Consider the following 15,853-nt stretch of genomic DNA (forward strand, 5'->3'; position numbering starts at 1 on the left):
TGGCGTACGTCATGACGGGCCGGCGGGTCGGCTCGGACCCACCGGCGCCGGAGCGGTGACCTCGCGCCGGGGTTCCGGCACGCGCACGGCAGCGACGGTGAGCCGGGCCACGCGGCGGCCCTCCAGCGTGTGTACCCGCAGCAGCCAGCCGCCGGGCGGATCGTCGGCTGCCGGGCCGCCCGCGCCGGCCGGGCCACCGGCCACCGGCACCTCGTCACCGGCGACCGGGAGCCGGCCGAGCGCCGCCATCACGAAGCCGCCCACCGTCTCGTACGGCCCAGGGGGCAGGGTCACCCCGGTGCGCTCGGCGAAGTCGGCGAGGTTGAGCCGGCCGTCCACCACCGCGGGCAGGCCGGCGTGCACCGGGTCGGGGGCGGTGTCGTACTCGTCGTGGATCTCCCCGATCAGCTCCTCGATCAGGTCCTCCAGGGTGACGATGCCGGCGGTGCCGCCGTACTCGTCGACCACCACGGCGAGGTGGTGGCGCTCCCGGCGCATCTCGCTGAGCGCGGCGAGCACCCGCTTGCTGCCGGGCAGCCGCTTCACCTCCCGGGTCAGCTCGCCGACGGTGGTGCAGGGGTCGAGGTCGGGGCGCAGCAGCACGTCGCGCAGGTGCACGAAGCCGACCACGTCGTCGTGGGTGCCGTCGACGACCGGGTAGCGGGTGTGCGTCTCGGCCCGGACCAGCCGCTCCGCCTCGGCGATGGTCAGCCGGGCGGAGAGGAAGACCACCTCGGTGCGGGGCATCATCACCTCGCGGACCAGGCTCGCGCCGGCGACCAGCACCTCGTCGATGATCCGGCGCTCGACCGGGTCGAGCAGGGTGTTGGCGGCGACCAGGTCGCGCAGCTCCGCCTCGCTGATCCGCTCCCGGCCGGCCGCGGGGCTGGCGCCGAGCAGGGCCGTCACCGCGCGGGTGGCGCCGTCGGCGGCGCGGACCACGATCCGGGCGACGGCCCGGGCCAGCGGGCCCGGCTCGCGGCGCGGTCGCGTCCGGGCCCGTCGACGCGGCCCGGGACCACCCGCTTCCCGCATGACAGTGATGGTAGACAGCGCTGGGCCGTCGGGTGCGCCATGTTCGCCTCTGTTCGAACATGGGAGTTCGTGGTGGAATGGCGGGGCGTCGATGGAGCGCGGAAGCACGGCGACCGGCCGTAGGGTGATCACGACATGGCCGTGACGCGGCGGCCGGGCGGGAGGAGACCGACGTGAAACTGCTCGTCACCGGCGGCGCCGGCTTCATCGGCAGCGTGGTGACCCGGATGCTGCTCGACGCCGGCCATCAGGTGGTCGTCCTCGACGACCTGCGTACCGGCCACCGGGAGGCGCTCGCCCCCGACGCCACCCACGTCGACGCCGGCCTCCACGACGCCGCCCGGGTGCTCACCCCGGAGGCGGGCTTCGACGGGGTGCTGCACTTCGCCGCCCTCATCGCCGCCGGCGAGTCGATGGTGAAGCCCGAGCTCTACTGGCACACCAACACCGTCGGCTCGCTCGCCCTGATCGACGCCGTCCGGGCCGCACGCGTGCCCCGGCTGGTCTTCTCCTCCACCGCCGCCGTCTACGGCAACCCCACCGAGCTGCCGATCCCGGAGACCGCGGTCAAGGCCCCCACCAACACCTACGGGGCCACCAAGCTCGCCGTCGACATGGCGCTCACCTCCGAGGCGGTCGCGCACGGCCTGGCCGCCGTGTCGCTGCGCTACTTCAACGTGGCCGGGGCGCACCTCGACGGCGACGTCGCGCTCGGCGAGCGGCACGACCCGGAGACCCACCTGATCCCGATCGCGCTCGAGGTGGCCGCCGGGCGCCGGGAGAAGCTCCAGCTCTTCGGCGACGACTACCCCACCGTCGACGGCACCTGCGTGCGCGACTACATCCACGTCGCCGACCTGGCCCGCGCCCACCTGCTCGCGCTCGACGCGGCCACCGCCGGCCAGCACCGGATCTACAACCTGGGCAACGGCAACGGCTTCACCAACCGCCAGGTCGTCGACGTGGTCCGGGAGGTCACCGGGCACCCGGTGCCCGTCGAGGTGGCCCCGCGCCGCGAGGGCGACCCCGCCGAGCTGGTCGCGTCGTCCGCGCTGGCCCGCGAGGAGCTGGGCTGGGTGCCGCGGAAGCCGACCCTGCACGACATGGTGGGCGACGCCTGGGCCTTCTACCGCACGCACCTCGTGGCGCCGCGGTGACCGACGACGTCGCGGCCCGCGCCACCGCCGGCTTCCGTTCGGCGTACGCCGGGCCGCCCGCCGGCCGCTGGGCGGCTCCCGGCCGGGCCAACCTGATCGGCGAGCACACCGACTACAACGACGGCTTCGTGCTGCCCTTCGCCCTGCCGCTGCGCACGGTGGCCGCCGCCGCGCCGCAGCCCGGCGAACGCTGGACGGTCTGGTCCGAGCTGTCCGGCGAGACCATCGCCTTCGACGCCGACGAGCTCGCCGGGCCGGGCCGGGTCACCGGCTGGGGCGCGTACGTGGCCGGGGTGGTCTGGGCGCTGCGGGAGGCGGGGCACGCCGTGCCCGGCGCCCGGCTGGCGATCGCCTCCGACGTGCCGCTGGGCTCGGGACTCTCCTCCTCGGCGGCGCTGGAGGCCGCCGTGCTGGCCGCCCTGGTCGACCTGGGCGGGCTGGACCTGCCCGCCGACCGGCAGCCCCGGCTGGCCCAGCGCGCCGAGAACGGCTACGTCGGCGCGCCGACCGGGATCATGGACCAGTCGGCGGTGATCCGCTGCCGCGCCGGGCACGCGCTCTTCCTGGACTGCCGCGACGAGTCCGTCGAGCACATCCCGTTCGACCTGGACACGTCCGGCCTGGCCGTGCTGGTGGTCGACAGCCGGGCCCCGCACCGGCACGCCGACGGCGAGTACGCCGCCCGCCGCAGGTCCTGCGAGGCGGCGGCCGGGCTGCTCGGCGTCGCGGCGCTGCGGGACGTCCCCACCGACGGGCTGGCCGACGCGCTGGCCCGGATCGACGACGCCGAGACCCGCCGCCGGGTGCGGCACGTGGTGACCGAGGACCAGCGTGTCCTCGACACCGTCGCCCTGCTGCGCGCCGGCAAGGTACGCGAGATCGGCCCGCTGCTGACCGCCTCGCACGCCTCGATGCGCGACGACTTCGAGATCACGGTGCCGGAGGTCGACACGGCGGTCGAGGCGGCCCTGTCGGCCGGCGCCCTGGGGGCACGGATGACCGGCGGCGGCTTCGGCGGCTGCGTCCTCGCCCTGGTCGACGCGGAGCGCGCCGACGCGGTCGCCGCCGCCGTCACGGCCGCGTACGGCGAACGCGGCTTCGCCGCGCCCGGCCACGTCACCGTCCTGCCCGGGCCGGGAGCGACCCGGCTGGACTGACTGCGCGGCTCGACCATCCGGTCAGGACGATCGGTAGGGTGTGGCGTCGACCGGATCGTCCCGGAACGGGAGGCGACGTGAGCGATGCCGGAACGGTCGCGCAGGAGCGCGCCCAGGCGCTGAGCCGCGTCGGACGGCACGCCGAGGCGGCGCAGGTGCTGCGCGGCGCGCTGGCCGAGCAACCCCAGCACGCCGGGTTGCTGCTCCACCTGGCCCGCTGTCACCGGTCGACGGGCCAACTGGCGGAGGCCATGCGCCTGGTGGACCAGGCCCTCGGCGTCGCCCGCGCCCAGGAGCACCTGCTCGCGGAGAAGGCCCGGATCCTGCTGGCGGCCGGGCACCCCGGCCACGCGGCGGCCGCCGCCCAACGCGCCCTGGAGCTGGCGCCGCGGTCCTGGGAGGCCCACGCGCTGTTCGCGGAGGCGCTGCTGGCCCTCGGCAACCCCACCCGCGTCGTGGTCGCCCGCCGGCACGCCGACACCGCGCGGGAGATCCGCCACGACATCCCCGACGTCCACCTGCTGGACGCCCGGATCCACCTGCGGATGGGCCGGCTCCGGGCGGCCCGGGAGGCATGCCGGCAGGCCCTCGTCCTGGACCCGGCGTACGAGCCGGCGCTGGCCCTGCTGGCGCGGATGGAAGCCTCGCGGGACCGGGTCGGCCGGGCCGCCCGGGGGTTCACCGACGCCCTGGCCGCCAACCCGCACGCGCGGGGGGCCGCCGCGGCGCACGAGGCCGTCGCGGTGGCCCTGTGCTGGCGCCTGTTCGACGCGGCGGCGCTGGCCGGCATCGGCCACTGGGCGCTCTTCGCGCTGGTCGACGGCGGGCGGCCCGAGCGGCTCGCCGCCGCCCTGGCGCTCCTGGCGGTCGTCGCCGGGTCGGCCCTGCCGGCCTGGCGGCGGCAGCCGCCGGCGGTCCGCCTCCAACTGCGCCGCCAGCTCGGCTCGACGTCCGTCGTGCTCTGCCTGGCGCTCACCGCGGCGGCACTCGGCGGGCTGGTGGTCAGCGGCCTCGCCCCGGCGAGGGACACCCCTGCCGGCGGGGTGGCCGCGCTGCTGCTGATGCCGGCCGGCGCTGTTTTCGCCTTCCGCGCCTGGCGGCAGCTCACGCGCCGGGCCGTCCCGGTGGTCCGCTGGATCGGCTACCGGATCTGGACGCGCCTCGTGGCTCGCGCGACCGCGCGGGCCACGGCCGCCGGCGCGGCCGGTGCCACGGAGAGCGCGGCCAGCCCGGCGGCGGGCGTGGTCAGCGCGGCGGCCGGCGGGGTCAGCGCGGCGGACGACGGGCGGGCGTCGGCGCCCGCCCGTCGATGAGGCTCACTGCGCCTCGACGATCATCCCCGCGCCGACCGTACGGTTGGTGGTCTCGTCGATGATGACGAACCCGCCGGTGGTGCGGTTGCGGCGGTACTCGTCCGCGAGCAGCGGCACGGTGGTGCGCAGCCGCACCCGGCCGATCTCGTTGAGCCTCAGCTCGCCGGCCGAGTCGTCCCGGTGCAGCGAGTTGATGTCCAGCCGGTAGTGCAGGCCGCGCACGATGGCCCGCGCCGAGCGGGTCGTGTGCTTGACGGCGTACTTGCCGCCGACCTGGAGCGGGCGGGTCTCGTCCATCCAGCAGACCATCGCCTCGATGTCCTGGGCCACCGCCGGGGCGTTGTTCGGCCGGCAGATCATGTCGCCCCGCGAGATGTCGATCTCGTCTTCGAGGCGTACGGTCACCGACATCGGCGGGAACGCCTCCGCGACCGGCCCGTCGGCGGTCTCCACGGCGGAGATCCGGCTGGTGAAGCCGGACGGCAGCACCATCACCTCGTCACCCGGCTTGAGCACACCGGAGGCGACCTGGCCGGCGTAGCCCCGGTAGTCGGTCACGGTGATGGACTGCGGCCGGATCACGTACTGCACCGGGAACCGGACGTCGACCAGGTTGCGGTCGCTGGCGATGTGCACCCGCTCCAGGTGGTGCAGCAGCGACGGCCCCTCGTACCAGGGCATGTTCTCCGACCGGCTGACGATGTTGTCGCCCTTGAGCGCGGAGATCGGCACCACGGTCAGGTCGGGGGCGTCGAGCTTCGCGGCGAACGCCGTGAACTCGTCCGCGATCCGCTCGAAGACCTCCTGCGAGTAGTCGACCAGGTCCATCTTGTTGACGCAGAGGACCAGGTGCGGCACCCGCAGCAGCGAGCAGAGGAACGCGTGCCGGCGGGACTGCTCGACCAGGCCCTTGCGGGCGTCCACCAGGATCAGCGCCAGGTCGGCCGTCGACGCCCCGGTGACCATGTTGCGGGTGTACTGGATGTGCCCGGGGGTGTCGGCGATGATGAACTTCCGCCGCGGCGTGGCGAAGTAGCGGTACGCCACGTCGATGGTGATGCCCTGCTCCCGCTCGGCCCGCAGGCCGTCGGTGAGCAGCGCCAGGTTGGTGTACTCGTCGCCGCGCGCCGCGCTGACCGCCTCCACGGCGGCGAGCTGGTCGGTGAAGAGCGACTTGGTGTCGTAGAGCAGCCGCCCGATCAGGGTCGACTTGCCGTCGTCCACGCTGCCGGCGGTCGCGAAGCGCAGCAGGTCCATGGGGCGACCGGCCGTCTCGGTGGTCGCCGGAGCGACGGTCTCGGTGGTCATCAGAAGTAGCCCTCCCGCTTGCGGTCCTCCATGGCGGCCTCGCTGACCCGGTCGTCGCCGCGGGTCGCGCCGCGCTCGGTGATCCGGGTGGCGGCGACCTCCTCGATGACCTTCTCCACCGTGTCGGCGTCGGAGCGGACGGCCGCGGTGCAGGAGGCGTCGCCCACCGTCCGGTAGCGCACCCGCGCCTTGAACCGCTCCTCGCCCGCCCGGGGGCGGAAGAACTCGTTGACCGCGTAGAGCATCCCGTCCCGCTCGATCACCTCGCGCTCGTGCGCGTAGTAGATCGACGGCAGGGCGATCCGCTCGCGGGCGATGTAGTGCCACACGTCCAGCTCGGTCCAGTTGGACAGCGGGAAGACCCGGATCGACTCGCCCGGGTGGTGCCGGCCGTTGTAGAGCGTCCACAGCTCGGGACGCTGGTTCTTCGGGTCCCACTGGCCGAACTCGTCGCGGAAGCTGAACACCCGCTCCTTGGCGCGGGCCTTCTCCTCGTCGCGGCGGGCGCCGCCGAAGAGCGCGTCGAAGCGGTGCTTCTCCACCGCATCCAGCAGCACCGGCGTCTGGATCCGGTTGCGCATCCCGTCGGCCGACTCGCGGACCAGGCCGCTGGCCAGGGCCTCCGGCACGCTCGCCACCACCAGTTGCAGCCCCAGCTCCGCGACCCGCTGGTCCCGGTATTCCAGGACCTCCGGGAAGTTGTGGCCGGTGTCCACGTGCATCACCGGGAACGGGATGTTGGCCGGGGCGAACGCCTTCTGGGCCAGCCGGAGCATGACGATCGAGTCCTTGCCGCCGGAGAAGAGCAGCACCGGCCGCTCCATCTCGGCGACCACCTCGCGCATCACGAAGATGCTCTCGGCCTCCAGCGCGTCGAGGTGGGACACCTGGTAGGCGGCGGGGGCGGTCATGACACGGGCTCGCTTCGGTCGAATCCGCTCATCGTATTCCAGACCTTTCCGGTCGGGCATGCCAAGAAGTGCCGCTCAGGCTACCCGGAATGACGCTCCAGCGCTGCAAGCAACCGACTGGCGAGATCCTTGCGACAGACCAGCAGGTCCGGCAGACGCGGATCCGCCTCGTTGTATCTCAGCGCAGAACCGTCGATCCGGGAAGCGTGCAGCCCGGTGGCCGTCGCCACAGCCACCGGCGCCGCCGAATCCCACTCGTACTGCCCGCCCGCGTGGATGTAGGCGTCCACCTCACCGGTCACCACCGCGGCGATCTTCGCCCCGGCGGAGCCCATCGGCACCAGGTGGGCCCCGACGTCCTCCGCCAGGTCGGTCAGGAACACCGGCGGCCGGCTCCGGCTCGCCGCCAGGCGGATCGTCCGCCCGCCGGGCGCGGTCGCCGCCTCCACCGTCATCGGCGGGTACGCCGGCGGATAGTCCGTGCCCAGCACCCGGTGCTGCGCCGGCAGCCCCACCGCCCCCGCGACCAGGCCGTGCGGCGTCGGCGCGGTACGCGCCCAGAGCGCCACGTGCACCGCCCAGTCCGACCGGCCCTCCTCGGCGAACTCCCGGGTACCGTCCAGCGGGTCGACGATCCACACCCGGTCCGCGGTCAGCCGGGACACCGCCCCGGCGTTCACCTCCGCCGCCCAGGCCAGGCGCGACCCCTCGTCCTCCTCGGAGAGCACCGCGTCACCCGGCCGCCACTTCGCCAGCTCGGTGCGGATCAGGTCGTGCGAGACCTTGTCACCCGCCGACTTCAGCGCGCCCGCGTCCGCGAAGCCCATCTCGGCCCGCAGCGCGAGCAGCGCCTGGCCGGCCCGGGCCGCCAGCCACCGGGCGAACGCGCCGTCGATCATCGGAGGACTGCCCATGACTCTGCTCCCGTCGCCTCGCCACGCTCCGCGCCGGCACGCCGAGCCGCGTCGCCGGTGCGCCACGCCGAAAGGCGAAGACTACCGGCTCACCGCGGGCGATTCGACGCTCACACCCCGTGGTAAAGGTTCTGCGTCGGCTCCACGCCCCTGGTGACCACCGACTCCACCACGTCCGCCGCCCGGTCCACCAGGAACTCCAGTTCCTTGCGCTCGGCCGCGCTGAAATCCGACAGTACGTAGTCCGCCGGATCCTGCCGCCCCGGCGGCCGGCCGATGCCGAACCGCACCCGGACGTACTCCTTCGTGCCCAGCGACTTCGACATCGACCGCAGGCCGTTGTGCCCGCCCTCACCGCCGCCGCACTTCACCCGCACCTGGCCGTAGCCGATGTCCAGCTCGTCGTGCACGGCGATCACCCGGCCAGGCGGCACCTTGTGGAACTGGGCCAGGCCGGCCACCGGCCCGCCGGAGAGGTTCATGTAGGTCAGCGGCTTGACCAGCACCAGCTTCGGCCCACCGAGCCCGAGCCGCCCCTCGGCGACCTCCGCCACCGCCCGCTTGTGCCGGCCGAACCTCGCGCCGAGCCGACCCGTCAGCAGGTCGGCCACCATGAAGCCGACGTTGTGCCGGTTGCCGGCGTACTCCCGACCGGGGTTGCCCAGGCCGACCACCAGCCACGGCCCCGTCTCGTCCGTCACGCCCGTCCCTCCCGCTGCTCGCCCTCACCCACCTGCCCGGGCACCGATACGCCGACAGGCGCCCCCGACCGCGCGGGGACGCCTGTGGCAACGATGCGGACCGATCAGGCCTCGGTCTTCGCCTCGGCGGTCTCCTCGCCCTCGGCGGCCGGAGCCTCGGCGGCCTCGGCGGTCTCCTCGCCGACCTCGGCCTCGGCCTCCTCGGCGGCCTCCTCGACCTCGGGGAGGGTGGCCTCGAGCTGCTCGGCGGTCGGCGCGGCGGTCACCGCGGCGACCGGCAGCGCCGGGTCGGCGACCAGCTCGACGCCGGCCGGCAGCTCCACGTCGCCGGCGGTGACCTGGGTGCCCGCCTCCAGGCCCTCGATCGACGCCTCCAGGTGGTCCGGCACCTTGGTCGCGTCGGCGGTCACCGAGAGGGTGTCGTGGTCGTGCACGATCAGGGTGTCCTTCGCGGCCTCACCGGTCAGCTGGACCGGGACCTCGACGGTGACCTTCTCGCCCCGGCGGACCAGCAGCAGGTCCACGTGCTCGAAGGTGTCCTTGATCGGGTCACGCTGGATCGCCTTCGGCAGCGCCAGCACCTGGGTGCCGTCGCTGACCTCGATCGCGAAGAGCTGGTTGGCGCCGCCCTTGCGGATCGCGGCCGCGAACTCACGGGCCGGCAGCGCGATGTGCTTCGGCTTCTCGCCGTGGCCGTACAGCACGGCGGGCACCTTGCCGGCCCGGCGGGTACGACGGGCACCACCCTTGCCGAACTCGGTACGGGGCTCGGCGCTGATCTTTACCTCGGACACGGGGAAACTCCTGATGCTTCGCTGCGGCGGCTTGTCGACTGGCGGTGCTGGGGCGAGGGGCTCGCTGGGGCTCATGCGTCGAGAACGACTGCCCGGAGCACCGCGTCGATGACGGTGCCTCCGTGCGGCGCTTGTCAGCGGCCCGCCGGGCACCCTCGCCGTGGCAACCGCACCAGTCTACCCGAGCTGATTCCGCGCTTTCCGGCAGTCCCCTTGTCACCGTTCCCGCCGACCCGCAGGGGCGACGCGGACGCCGGGCCGGGGGACCGCCCCCGCCCGGCTCACGCGTCAGGTGGTCAGCTCAGGCCACCGAAGAGGGTGGTCACCGAGCCGTCGTCGAACACCTCGCGGATCGCCCGCGCCAGCAGCGGCGCGATCGACAGCACGGTGAGCTTGTCGAGCTGCTTCTCCGGCGGCAGCGGCAGCGTGTTGGTCACCACGACCTCGCTGATCGGGCTGTTCTTCAGCCGCTCGGTCGCCGGGTCGGAGAGCAGGGCGTGGGTGGAGGCGACGATCACGTCGGCGGCGCCGGACTCCCGGAGGATGTCCGCCGCCTTGCAGATCGTGCCGCCCGTGTCGATCATGTCGTCGACGATCAGGCAGACCCGCCCCTCGACCTCGCCGACCACGCGGTTCGCCACCACCTGGTTCGGCTTCAACGGGTCCCGGGTCTTGTGGATGAAGGCCAGCGGGCAGCCGCCCAACCGGTCGGTCCACCGCTCCGCCACCCGCACCCGGCCCGAGTCCGGCGCGACCACCGTCATCGGGCGGCCCGCGTACTTGTGCTGGACGTACTCGGCCAGGATGTCCATCGCGAACAGGTGGTCGACCGGGCCGTCGAAGAAGCCCTGGATCTGCGCGGTGTGCAGGTCGACGGTGAGGATGCGGTTGGCCCCGGCCGTCTTCAACAGGTCCGCGATCAGGCGCGCCGAGATCGGCTCCCGGCCACGGTGCTTCTTGTCCTGCCGGGCGTACGGGTAGAACGGCAGGACCACGGTGATCCGCTTGGCCGAACCGCGCTTCAGCGCGTCGATCATGATCAGGGTCTCCATGACCCAGGTGTTGACCCCGTGCGTCACGGACTGCACCACGAAGGCGTCCGAACCGCGCACCGAGTCCTTGTACCGTACGAAGATCTCACCGTTGGCGAAGTCGTACGCGTCGGCCGGCGTCGGCGCGACGCCGAGCACCTCACCGATCTCCTTGGCCAACTCCGGAAAGCCACGTCCGGAAAAAAGCATCAGGCTCTTGCGGTTTTCGGCGACGATGCTGCCCATGGGCCCGTCTGCTCCCGTTGGTCGGTGGTACCCGGCACGGTGGTGGTGGGCCGGGGACTATTCGGTTGCAGTATCCCCCGCGCCGGACGCCGGGCTGACCGCCTCGGCATCCCCGTGGATTGCCTCACCTTCACTTGCCCCGAAAGCGCGCGCCGACGCACCCTCGTCGGCCCGACCAGCGCCGCCGGCCCGCTCGGCCGCCGCGGCGGAGACCGTGCCGGCCCGCTTGCGGGCCACCCAGCCGTCGATGCTGCGCTGCGGCGCCCGGGTCACCCCGAGCGCGCCGGGCGGCACGTCCTGGGTGATCGCGCTGCCCGCCGCCACGTACGCCCCCGCGCCCACCTCGACCGGCGCGATCAGGCTGGTGTCGCAGCCGATGAAGGCGGCCTCGCCGACCGTCGTACGGTGCTTGTTCACCCCGTCGTAGTTCACGAAGATCGTCGCCGCGCCGATGTTGGCCTTCGCGCCGATCGTCGCGTCCCCCACGTACGACAGGTGCGGCACCTTCGCGCCCGCGCCCACCTCGGAGTTCTTCACCTCGACGAACGTGCCCACCTTGGCCTTCTCCGCCAGCCGGGCGTCCGGCCGCAGGTACGCGTACGGCCCGACGGTGGCGCCCGGACCGACCTCGGCGCCCACCGCGTGGCTGCGCAGCACGGTGGCGCCCGGGCCGACCACGGTGTCGACCAGCGTCACGTCCGGCCCCACGACCGCGCCGGTGCCGACCACCGTGCCGCCGCGCAGCTGGGTGTTCTGGTCGACCACCGCGTCCCGGTCCAGGGCGACCGTCACGTCGATCCACGTGGTGTCCGGGTCGAGCAGGCTGACCCCGGTCCGCATCCAGGCCTCGTTGACCCGGTCGCGCAGCAGGCGGCGCAGCGCGGCCAACTCGACCCGGTCGTTGCAGCCCAGCGTCTCGACATGGTCGGCAGCGACGTGCACCGCCACCGGCTCGCCGGCCGAGACCAGCAGGCCGAAGACGTCCGTCAGGTACTCCTCGCCCTGGTCGTTGTCGGTCGACAGCTTGCCGAGCGCGTCGCGCAGCCGGGCCGCGTCGAACGCGTAGATGCCGGCGTTGATCTCCCGGATCGCGCGCTGCGCCGGGGTGGCGTCCCGCTCCTCGACGATCTGCTCCAGCCGCCCGTCGGCGTCCCGCACGATCCGGCCCAGGCCGGTCGGGTCGGGCACCTCCGCGGCGAGCACGGTCGCCGCCGCGCCCACGCCCTCGTGCGCCTCGACGAGCGCGGCCACCGTCTCCGGGCGGAGCAGCGGCACGTCGCCGTTGATCACGACCACGGTGCCCGTCGCTTCCGGCGCGGCGTCCAGGGCGATCCGGACGGCGTGCCCGGTGCCGAGTTGCTCGGCCTGGAGCACCGGCGTGGCCTGGGGGGCGATCTCCGCCAGGTGCGCGCGGACCTGGTCGGCGCCGTGACCCACCACGACCACCGTGCGGTCGGCGGCCAGCGGCGCGGCCGCGGCGAGCACGTGGCCGACGAGGGTACGGCCGAGCAGCGGGTGCAGCACCTTGGGCAGCGCCGACTTCATCCGCTTGCCCTCCCCGGCGGCGAGCACGACAACGGTGCGGAGGTGGGGCTGGGACACGACGTGGGCTCCCGTCGGGACGGCGGACACTCTCGCGGCCATGCTAACCAGACATCGTCCGCGACGAGCGGAAGCTCCCGGGAGAGGACTCGAACCCCTACAATCAGGACCAAAACCTGACGTCCTGCCATTAGACGACCCGGGACGGTCTAAAACGGACAAAGAATTCGGTCCGTCGGCCCCTACACCTTAGCGCCCCCAGCCCGGGACGCCATCGCTCATTCCCTTCATGATCCCCTCGATCTTCCAGTAGAGGCGGCTCGATCGCAGGACGTTGACGGTGAGACAGCCTCGGTAACCCTCTCCGGCGTTCTGCCGTTTCGTCTCCGGCCGGTGCCGCTTGAGCGACGTGCGCTGGAACTCCCCTGTCGGCACCCCGACCAGCTCGGCCCACCACCGCACCGCCTCCGCCGCGTCCGCGTTCTCGTGGATGCTGACCCGGAACCGCAACGCGGCCGGGCCGACTCCGAGCGCCTCCACGAACCGGAGGAACAACAACACCAGGACCGGGTCGCTGTTGATGAACTTGACCCGGCAGTCGTTGGGGCGCCATGGCTTCGCCTTGCCGCCCTCGCACCAGTAGATCGCCGCGCCGACGAGGATCAGTTCCCGGGGGCGCAGCTGCTTGACCCAGGCCGCGGCCTTCGCCACCGCTTCCGCCCGGGCGGCGTCGCGGGCCGCGCGGTGCTGGCCCCACTGCGCGTCGGTCATCACCTTGGAGTGCGCCCTCCGGCGCGCCCTCGCCTCTTCGGAGTCGCGGTCGATCGGGAGGTGACGGACCCACTGGAAGGCGGTGGAACGAGCCACGCCGACGCGCTTCGCGATCTCCGGGACGGTGCATCCGCGCCGGCGCAGACGGAGCGCCTCCTCGTAGAGCTCCGGGACTGGTCCGCGGTATTCCCGGGCAGGCTGGGACGACGGTCCGCTGGCCGAGGAATCGGCCATGAGCAGCACGCTAGAACACGCGTACGACAGACCGGGGCATTCATGTTCGGCGCTGTCCGCTGCGGTCCCCGGGAACCTAAGTTACGGTGACGTAGGCGTAAGTTCGTGATCTCCCGTCCCTCTGCTGCGAGGTGCCATGTCCACCACCACCCTCCTCGAGCCCGCCGCCGCCGGCCCCAAACCCCTCACCCAGGGCAGCCAGTCCCGAGGCATCCTCGTCGCCCTCTGGGCGTTCGTGGTGGTCCCCTTCCTGGCCCTCGTCGCCGCCGTACCGGTCGCCTGGGGCGGCTGGCTGAGCTGGACCGACCTGGCCGTGGCCGCGGTCTGGTACGTGATCTCGGGGCTGGGCATCACCGTCGGCTACCACCGGTACTTCACGCACGGCTCGTTCAAGGCGAAGCGGTGGCTGCGGGTGGCGCTGGCGGTCTCGGGCTCGCTGGCGGTGCAGGGCGAGATCATCCAGTGGGTGGCCGACCACCGGCGCCATCACGCCTTCTCCGACCTCGACGGCGACCCGCACTCGCCGTGGCGGTTCGGGGAGAGCGTCCGTGGCCTGGTCAAGGGCCTGTTCCACGCGCACGTCGGCTGGCTCTTCGGCCGGGAGCTGTCCAACCGGAAGCGGTTCGCCCCGGACCTGCTCGCCGACCGCGACATCAACCGGGTGGACCGGCTCTTCCCGCTGCTGGTGACCGTCTCGGTGCTCGGGCCCGCGCTGATGGGCGGCCTGCTCACCTGGTCGTGGCAGGGCGCGCTGACCGCTCTCTTCTGGGGCGGCCTCGTCCGCATCGCGCTGCTGCACCACGTGACCTGGTCGATCAACTCGGTGTGCCACGTCTACGGCGAGCGGCCGTTCGCGATGCGCCAGGGCGACCGGGCGTCGAACTTCTGGCCGCTGGCGATCCTGTCGCTCGGCGAGAGCTGGCACAACCTGCACCACGCCGACCCGACCAGCGCCCGACACGGCGTGCTGCGGGGTCAGGTGGACATCTCGGCGCGGGTGATCTGGTTGTTCGAGAAGGTCGGCGCGGCCTGGGACGTGCGGTGGCCGAAGCCCGAACGCATCGCGGCGAAGCTCGTCAAGCCGGTCACCGAGCGGTAAACCGGGCGGTGCCGGCGAAGGTTACCTGGCAGTATGGCCGGGTGACCGAGCACAGCGGGGGCAACGACGGACGGCCCGGCGCCATGGGAGCCGGGCCCGGTGCGGATACGGTCGGACGGCGCGGCAGCGCCACCCGACCGGCCGCCGGTGGGGCGACCAGATGAGCCAGCACACCGGCGGCACCATCCCACGACAGGGCGTCACCGAGCGCCGGCGGAGTAACGACATGGCGGATGTCCCTGGCAGCGACGGCAGCACCGGCCGGCGGCGAGCGGTTCCCGCCAACAAGCCCTCCGCACGGGTACGCATGTCGGCCGCGCAGCGCCGCGAGCAGTTGATCTCGATCGCCCGGCAGATCTTCGCCGAGCGCGGTTTCGACGCCACCTCGATAGAGGAGGTGGCGGCCCGCGCGAAGGTCTCCAAGCCGGTGGTCTACGAGCACTTCGGCGGCAAGGAGGGGCTCTACGCGGTGGTGGTGGACCGGGAGGTCCGGGCCCTGCTGGACCGGATCACCACGGCCCTGACCGCCGGCCACCCGCGGGAGTTGCTGGAGCAGGCGGCGATGGCCCTGCTGACGTACATCGAGGAGGAGACCAGCGGCTTCCGGGTGCTGGTGCGCGAGTCGCCGGTGCTGTCGGCGACGGGCAACTTCAGCAGCGTGATGAACGACGTGGCGCACCAGGTGGAGCACATCCTGGGCGCGGAGTTCTCCAGCCGCGGGTACGACCCGAAGCTGGCCGAGCTCTACTCGCAGGCGCTGGTGGGCATGGTGGCGCTGACGGGCCGCTGGTGGCTGGAGGTGCGCAAGCCGCGGAAGGAGACGGTGGCGGCGCACCTGGTCAACCTGGCCTGGAACGGGCTGTCGCACCTGGAGGCCAAGCCGGGCCTGATCACGGTGCGGGGGCGCTGAGTCCGCCGCCGGTCAGCGGGTGTGCGCCTCGGAGACGGGGTGGTGGCGGTGGCGCCGCTCCTCCGCGGCGTGCTCGTCGGTACCGACCTTGTCGTACAGGCCGGTGCCGAGCAGGAGGAGGCCGAAGAACATCGACACGATGACGGTGGACATCGAGAAGTTGAGGAAGTTGGCGTCGGTCTGGAGCACGGCCATCATGAGGATGCTGGTCACCAGGAAGACGACTCCGGCGGTCAGGTTCATGTAGTGGCCGAGGTTGCCGCGCCGTGAGGCGCCGATGATCAGCACGATTCCGAAGATCACCGAGACCAGCGAGAACGCCAGGTTGGTGCGGAGCCCGAGGACCCAGGTGTCGCCCCGGTCGAAGAGTGGTTCGCCCAGCGTCTGGACGGTGCCCCAGATCCCGAAGACCAGGATGTAGAGCCCGACCAGCCCGGCGAGGACCCGGTAGATCGGCCGCGCCGGGTGGTTTACCGGAAAGTGGACCATGACCCCTCCGCCCGAGTAGTGACAATCACCCGATTGTCACTCGGGCAGAAGGCCGATGTCCGGCAAAACGCCCGAAGGCCTCGCCCGCCGGAGGCAGAACCACAAAGGTCCCGCCCCCACCGGGCCGCAGGGCCGGCTGGAGCGGGACCACGACAGGTTTCGCGGGTGCCCGGCCAGGGGGGGGGTCCAGCCGGGCCGCCCGGAGCAGGTGGGGCGGCGGCGCAAACCCACCACCACAAAA

General features: G+C 73.0%; 15 protein-coding genes and 1 tRNA gene. 5 read left to right on the forward strand and 11 right to left on the reverse strand.

Annotation, left to right across the window (positions count from 1 at the left end):
• Window positions 1-9: 9 nt before the first annotated feature.
• Window positions 10-1,035 carry a hemolysin family protein gene (locus tag AB0L34_RS18640; protein WP_350712059.1) on the reverse strand — a complete coding sequence of 342 codons (1,026 nt, stop codon included), beginning with the start codon at window positions 1,033-1,035 and terminating at the stop codon, window positions 10-12.
• Between the two features lie 173 nt (window positions 1,036-1,208).
• Between AB0L34_RS18640 and galE the strand changes: the two genes are divergently transcribed.
• The 3 genes from galE (at window position 1,209) to AB0L34_RS18655 (ending at window position 4,662) form a co-directional block, all read left to right on the forward strand.
• On the forward strand, window positions 1,209-2,192 hold the full coding sequence (gene galE, locus AB0L34_RS18645) for a UDP-glucose 4-epimerase GalE (protein ID WP_363705628.1): 984 nt from the start codon (window positions 1,209-1,211) through the stop codon (window positions 2,190-2,192).
• Window positions 2,189-3,349 carry a galactokinase gene (gene galK, locus AB0L34_RS18650; protein WP_363705629.1) on the forward strand — a complete coding sequence of 387 codons (1,161 nt, stop codon included), beginning with the start codon at window positions 2,189-2,191 and terminating at the stop codon, window positions 3,347-3,349. Before galE ends, galK begins: the two co-directional genes overlap by 4 nt.
• Window positions 3,350-3,426: 77 nt before the next feature.
• Complete coding sequence (locus AB0L34_RS18655) at window positions 3,427-4,662, forward strand: tetratricopeptide repeat protein (RefSeq protein ID WP_363705630.1); 1,236 nt, start codon at window positions 3,427-3,429, stop codon at window positions 4,660-4,662.
• 3 nt (window positions 4,663-4,665) lie between these two features.
• Here the strand turns inward: AB0L34_RS18655 and cysN are convergent, their stop codons facing one another.
• From cysN to AB0L34_RS18700, 9 genes are all read right to left on the reverse strand, one after another.
• Window positions 4,666-5,970 carry a sulfate adenylyltransferase subunit CysN gene (cysN, locus tag AB0L34_RS18660; RefSeq protein WP_363705631.1) on the reverse strand — a complete coding sequence of 435 codons (1,305 nt, stop codon included), beginning with the start codon at window positions 5,968-5,970 and terminating at the stop codon, window positions 4,666-4,668.
• Window positions 5,970-6,881 (reverse strand): sulfate adenylyltransferase subunit CysD, encoded by a 912-nt coding sequence (gene cysD / locus AB0L34_RS18665; protein WP_363705632.1) that lies wholly within the window; start codon window positions 6,879-6,881, stop codon window positions 5,970-5,972. The genes cysN and cysD overlap by 1 nt, the downstream gene beginning before the upstream one ends.
• An 80-nt stretch (window positions 6,882-6,961) precedes the next feature.
• Entirely contained in the window at window positions 6,962-7,795 is an 834-nt protein-coding gene (locus tag AB0L34_RS18670; protein ID WP_357457273.1) for an inositol monophosphatase family protein, read from the reverse strand.
• Between the two features lie 110 nt (window positions 7,796-7,905).
• Window positions 7,906-8,496 carry an aminoacyl-tRNA hydrolase gene (gene pth / locus AB0L34_RS18675; protein WP_363705633.1) on the reverse strand — a complete coding sequence of 197 codons (591 nt, stop codon included), beginning with the start codon at window positions 8,494-8,496 and terminating at the stop codon, window positions 7,906-7,908.
• Between the two features lie 104 nt (window positions 8,497-8,600).
• Window positions 8,601-9,290: a 50S ribosomal protein L25/general stress protein Ctc gene (locus AB0L34_RS18680; protein ID WP_363705634.1), complete on the reverse strand. Its 690-nt coding sequence runs from the start codon at window positions 9,288-9,290 to the stop codon at window positions 8,601-8,603.
• A 296-nt stretch (window positions 9,291-9,586) separates the two neighbouring features.
• Window positions 9,587-10,567: a ribose-phosphate diphosphokinase gene (locus AB0L34_RS18685; protein ID WP_350712050.1), complete on the reverse strand. Its 981-nt coding sequence runs from the start codon at window positions 10,565-10,567 to the stop codon at window positions 9,587-9,589.
• A 57-nt stretch (window positions 10,568-10,624) separates the two neighbouring features.
• Window positions 10,625-12,211 carry a bifunctional UDP-N-acetylglucosamine diphosphorylase/glucosamine-1-phosphate N-acetyltransferase GlmU gene (gene glmU, locus AB0L34_RS18690; protein WP_363705635.1) on the reverse strand — a complete coding sequence of 529 codons (1,587 nt, stop codon included), beginning with the start codon at window positions 12,209-12,211 and terminating at the stop codon, window positions 10,625-10,627.
• Between the two features lie 32 nt (window positions 12,212-12,243).
• A tRNA-Gln gene (locus tag AB0L34_RS18695) sits at window positions 12,244-12,314 on the reverse strand.
• A 44-nt stretch (window positions 12,315-12,358) separates the two neighbouring features.
• On the reverse strand, window positions 12,359-13,114 hold the full coding sequence (locus tag AB0L34_RS18700) for a helix-turn-helix domain-containing protein (protein WP_363705636.1): 756 nt from the start codon (window positions 13,112-13,114) through the stop codon (window positions 12,359-12,361).
• Window positions 13,115-13,250: 136 nt separating this feature from the next.
• Here AB0L34_RS18700 and AB0L34_RS18705 point away from each other — a divergent pair, with 136 nt between their 5' ends.
• Both AB0L34_RS18705 and AB0L34_RS18710 read left to right on the forward strand, forming a co-directional pair.
• Entirely contained in the window at window positions 13,251-14,213 is a 963-nt protein-coding gene (locus AB0L34_RS18705; protein WP_363705637.1) for an acyl-CoA desaturase, read from the forward strand.
• Window positions 14,214-14,439: 226 nt separating this feature from the next.
• Window positions 14,440-15,123, forward strand: a complete 684-nt coding sequence (locus AB0L34_RS18710) for a TetR/AcrR family transcriptional regulator (RefSeq protein ID WP_363705640.1) — start codon at window positions 14,440-14,442, stop codon at window positions 15,121-15,123.
• 12 nt (window positions 15,124-15,135) lie between these two features.
• Here AB0L34_RS18710 and AB0L34_RS18715 read toward each other — a convergent pair whose 3' ends face one another.
• Entirely contained in the window at window positions 15,136-15,612 is a 477-nt protein-coding gene (locus AB0L34_RS18715) for a DUF4383 domain-containing protein (RefSeq protein ID WP_363705638.1), read from the reverse strand.
• Window positions 15,613-15,853 lie beyond the last annotated feature (241 nt).

The organism is Micromonospora sp. NPDC052213, from assembly GCF_040679695.1.
Classification (GTDB): domain Bacteria; phylum Actinomycetota; class Actinomycetes; order Mycobacteriales; family Micromonosporaceae; genus Micromonospora.

Bases quoted from the DNA above. Each gene is read 5' to 3' on its own strand.
- AB0L34_RS18640 (WP_350712059.1), bottom strand. From the start codon at position 1,035: ATGCGGGAAGCGGGTGGTCCCGGGCCGCGTCGACGGGCCCGGACGCGA.
- cysN (WP_363705631.1), bottom strand. From the start codon at position 5,970: ATGACCACCGAGACCGTCGCTCCGGCGACCACCGAGACGGCCGGTCGC.
- cysD (WP_363705632.1), bottom strand. From the start codon at position 6,881: ATGACCGCCCCCGCCGCCTACCAGGTGTCCCACCTCGACGCGCTGGAG.
- AB0L34_RS18670 (WP_357457273.1), bottom strand. From the start codon at position 7,795: ATGGGCAGTCCTCCGATGATCGACGGCGCGTTCGCCCGGTGGCTGGCG.
- AB0L34_RS18685 (WP_350712050.1), bottom strand. From the start codon at position 10,567: ATGGGCAGCATCGTCGCCGAAAACCGCAAGAGCCTGATGCTTTTTTCC.
- glmU (WP_363705635.1), bottom strand. From the start codon at position 12,211: ATGGCCGCGAGAGTGTCCGCCGTCCCGACGGGAGCCCACGTCGTGTCC.
- AB0L34_RS18700 (WP_363705636.1), bottom strand. From the start codon at position 13,114: ATGGCCGATTCCTCGGCCAGCGGACCGTCGTCCCAGCCTGCCCGGGAA.
- AB0L34_RS18705 (WP_363705637.1), top strand. From the start codon at position 13,251: ATGTCCACCACCACCCTCCTCGAGCCCGCCGCCGCCGGCCCCAAACCC.
- AB0L34_RS18710 (WP_363705640.1), top strand. From the start codon at position 14,440: ATGGCGGATGTCCCTGGCAGCGACGGCAGCACCGGCCGGCGGCGAGCG.
- AB0L34_RS18715 (WP_363705638.1), bottom strand. From the start codon at position 15,612: ATGGTCCACTTTCCGGTAAACCACCCGGCGCGGCCGATCTACCGGGTC.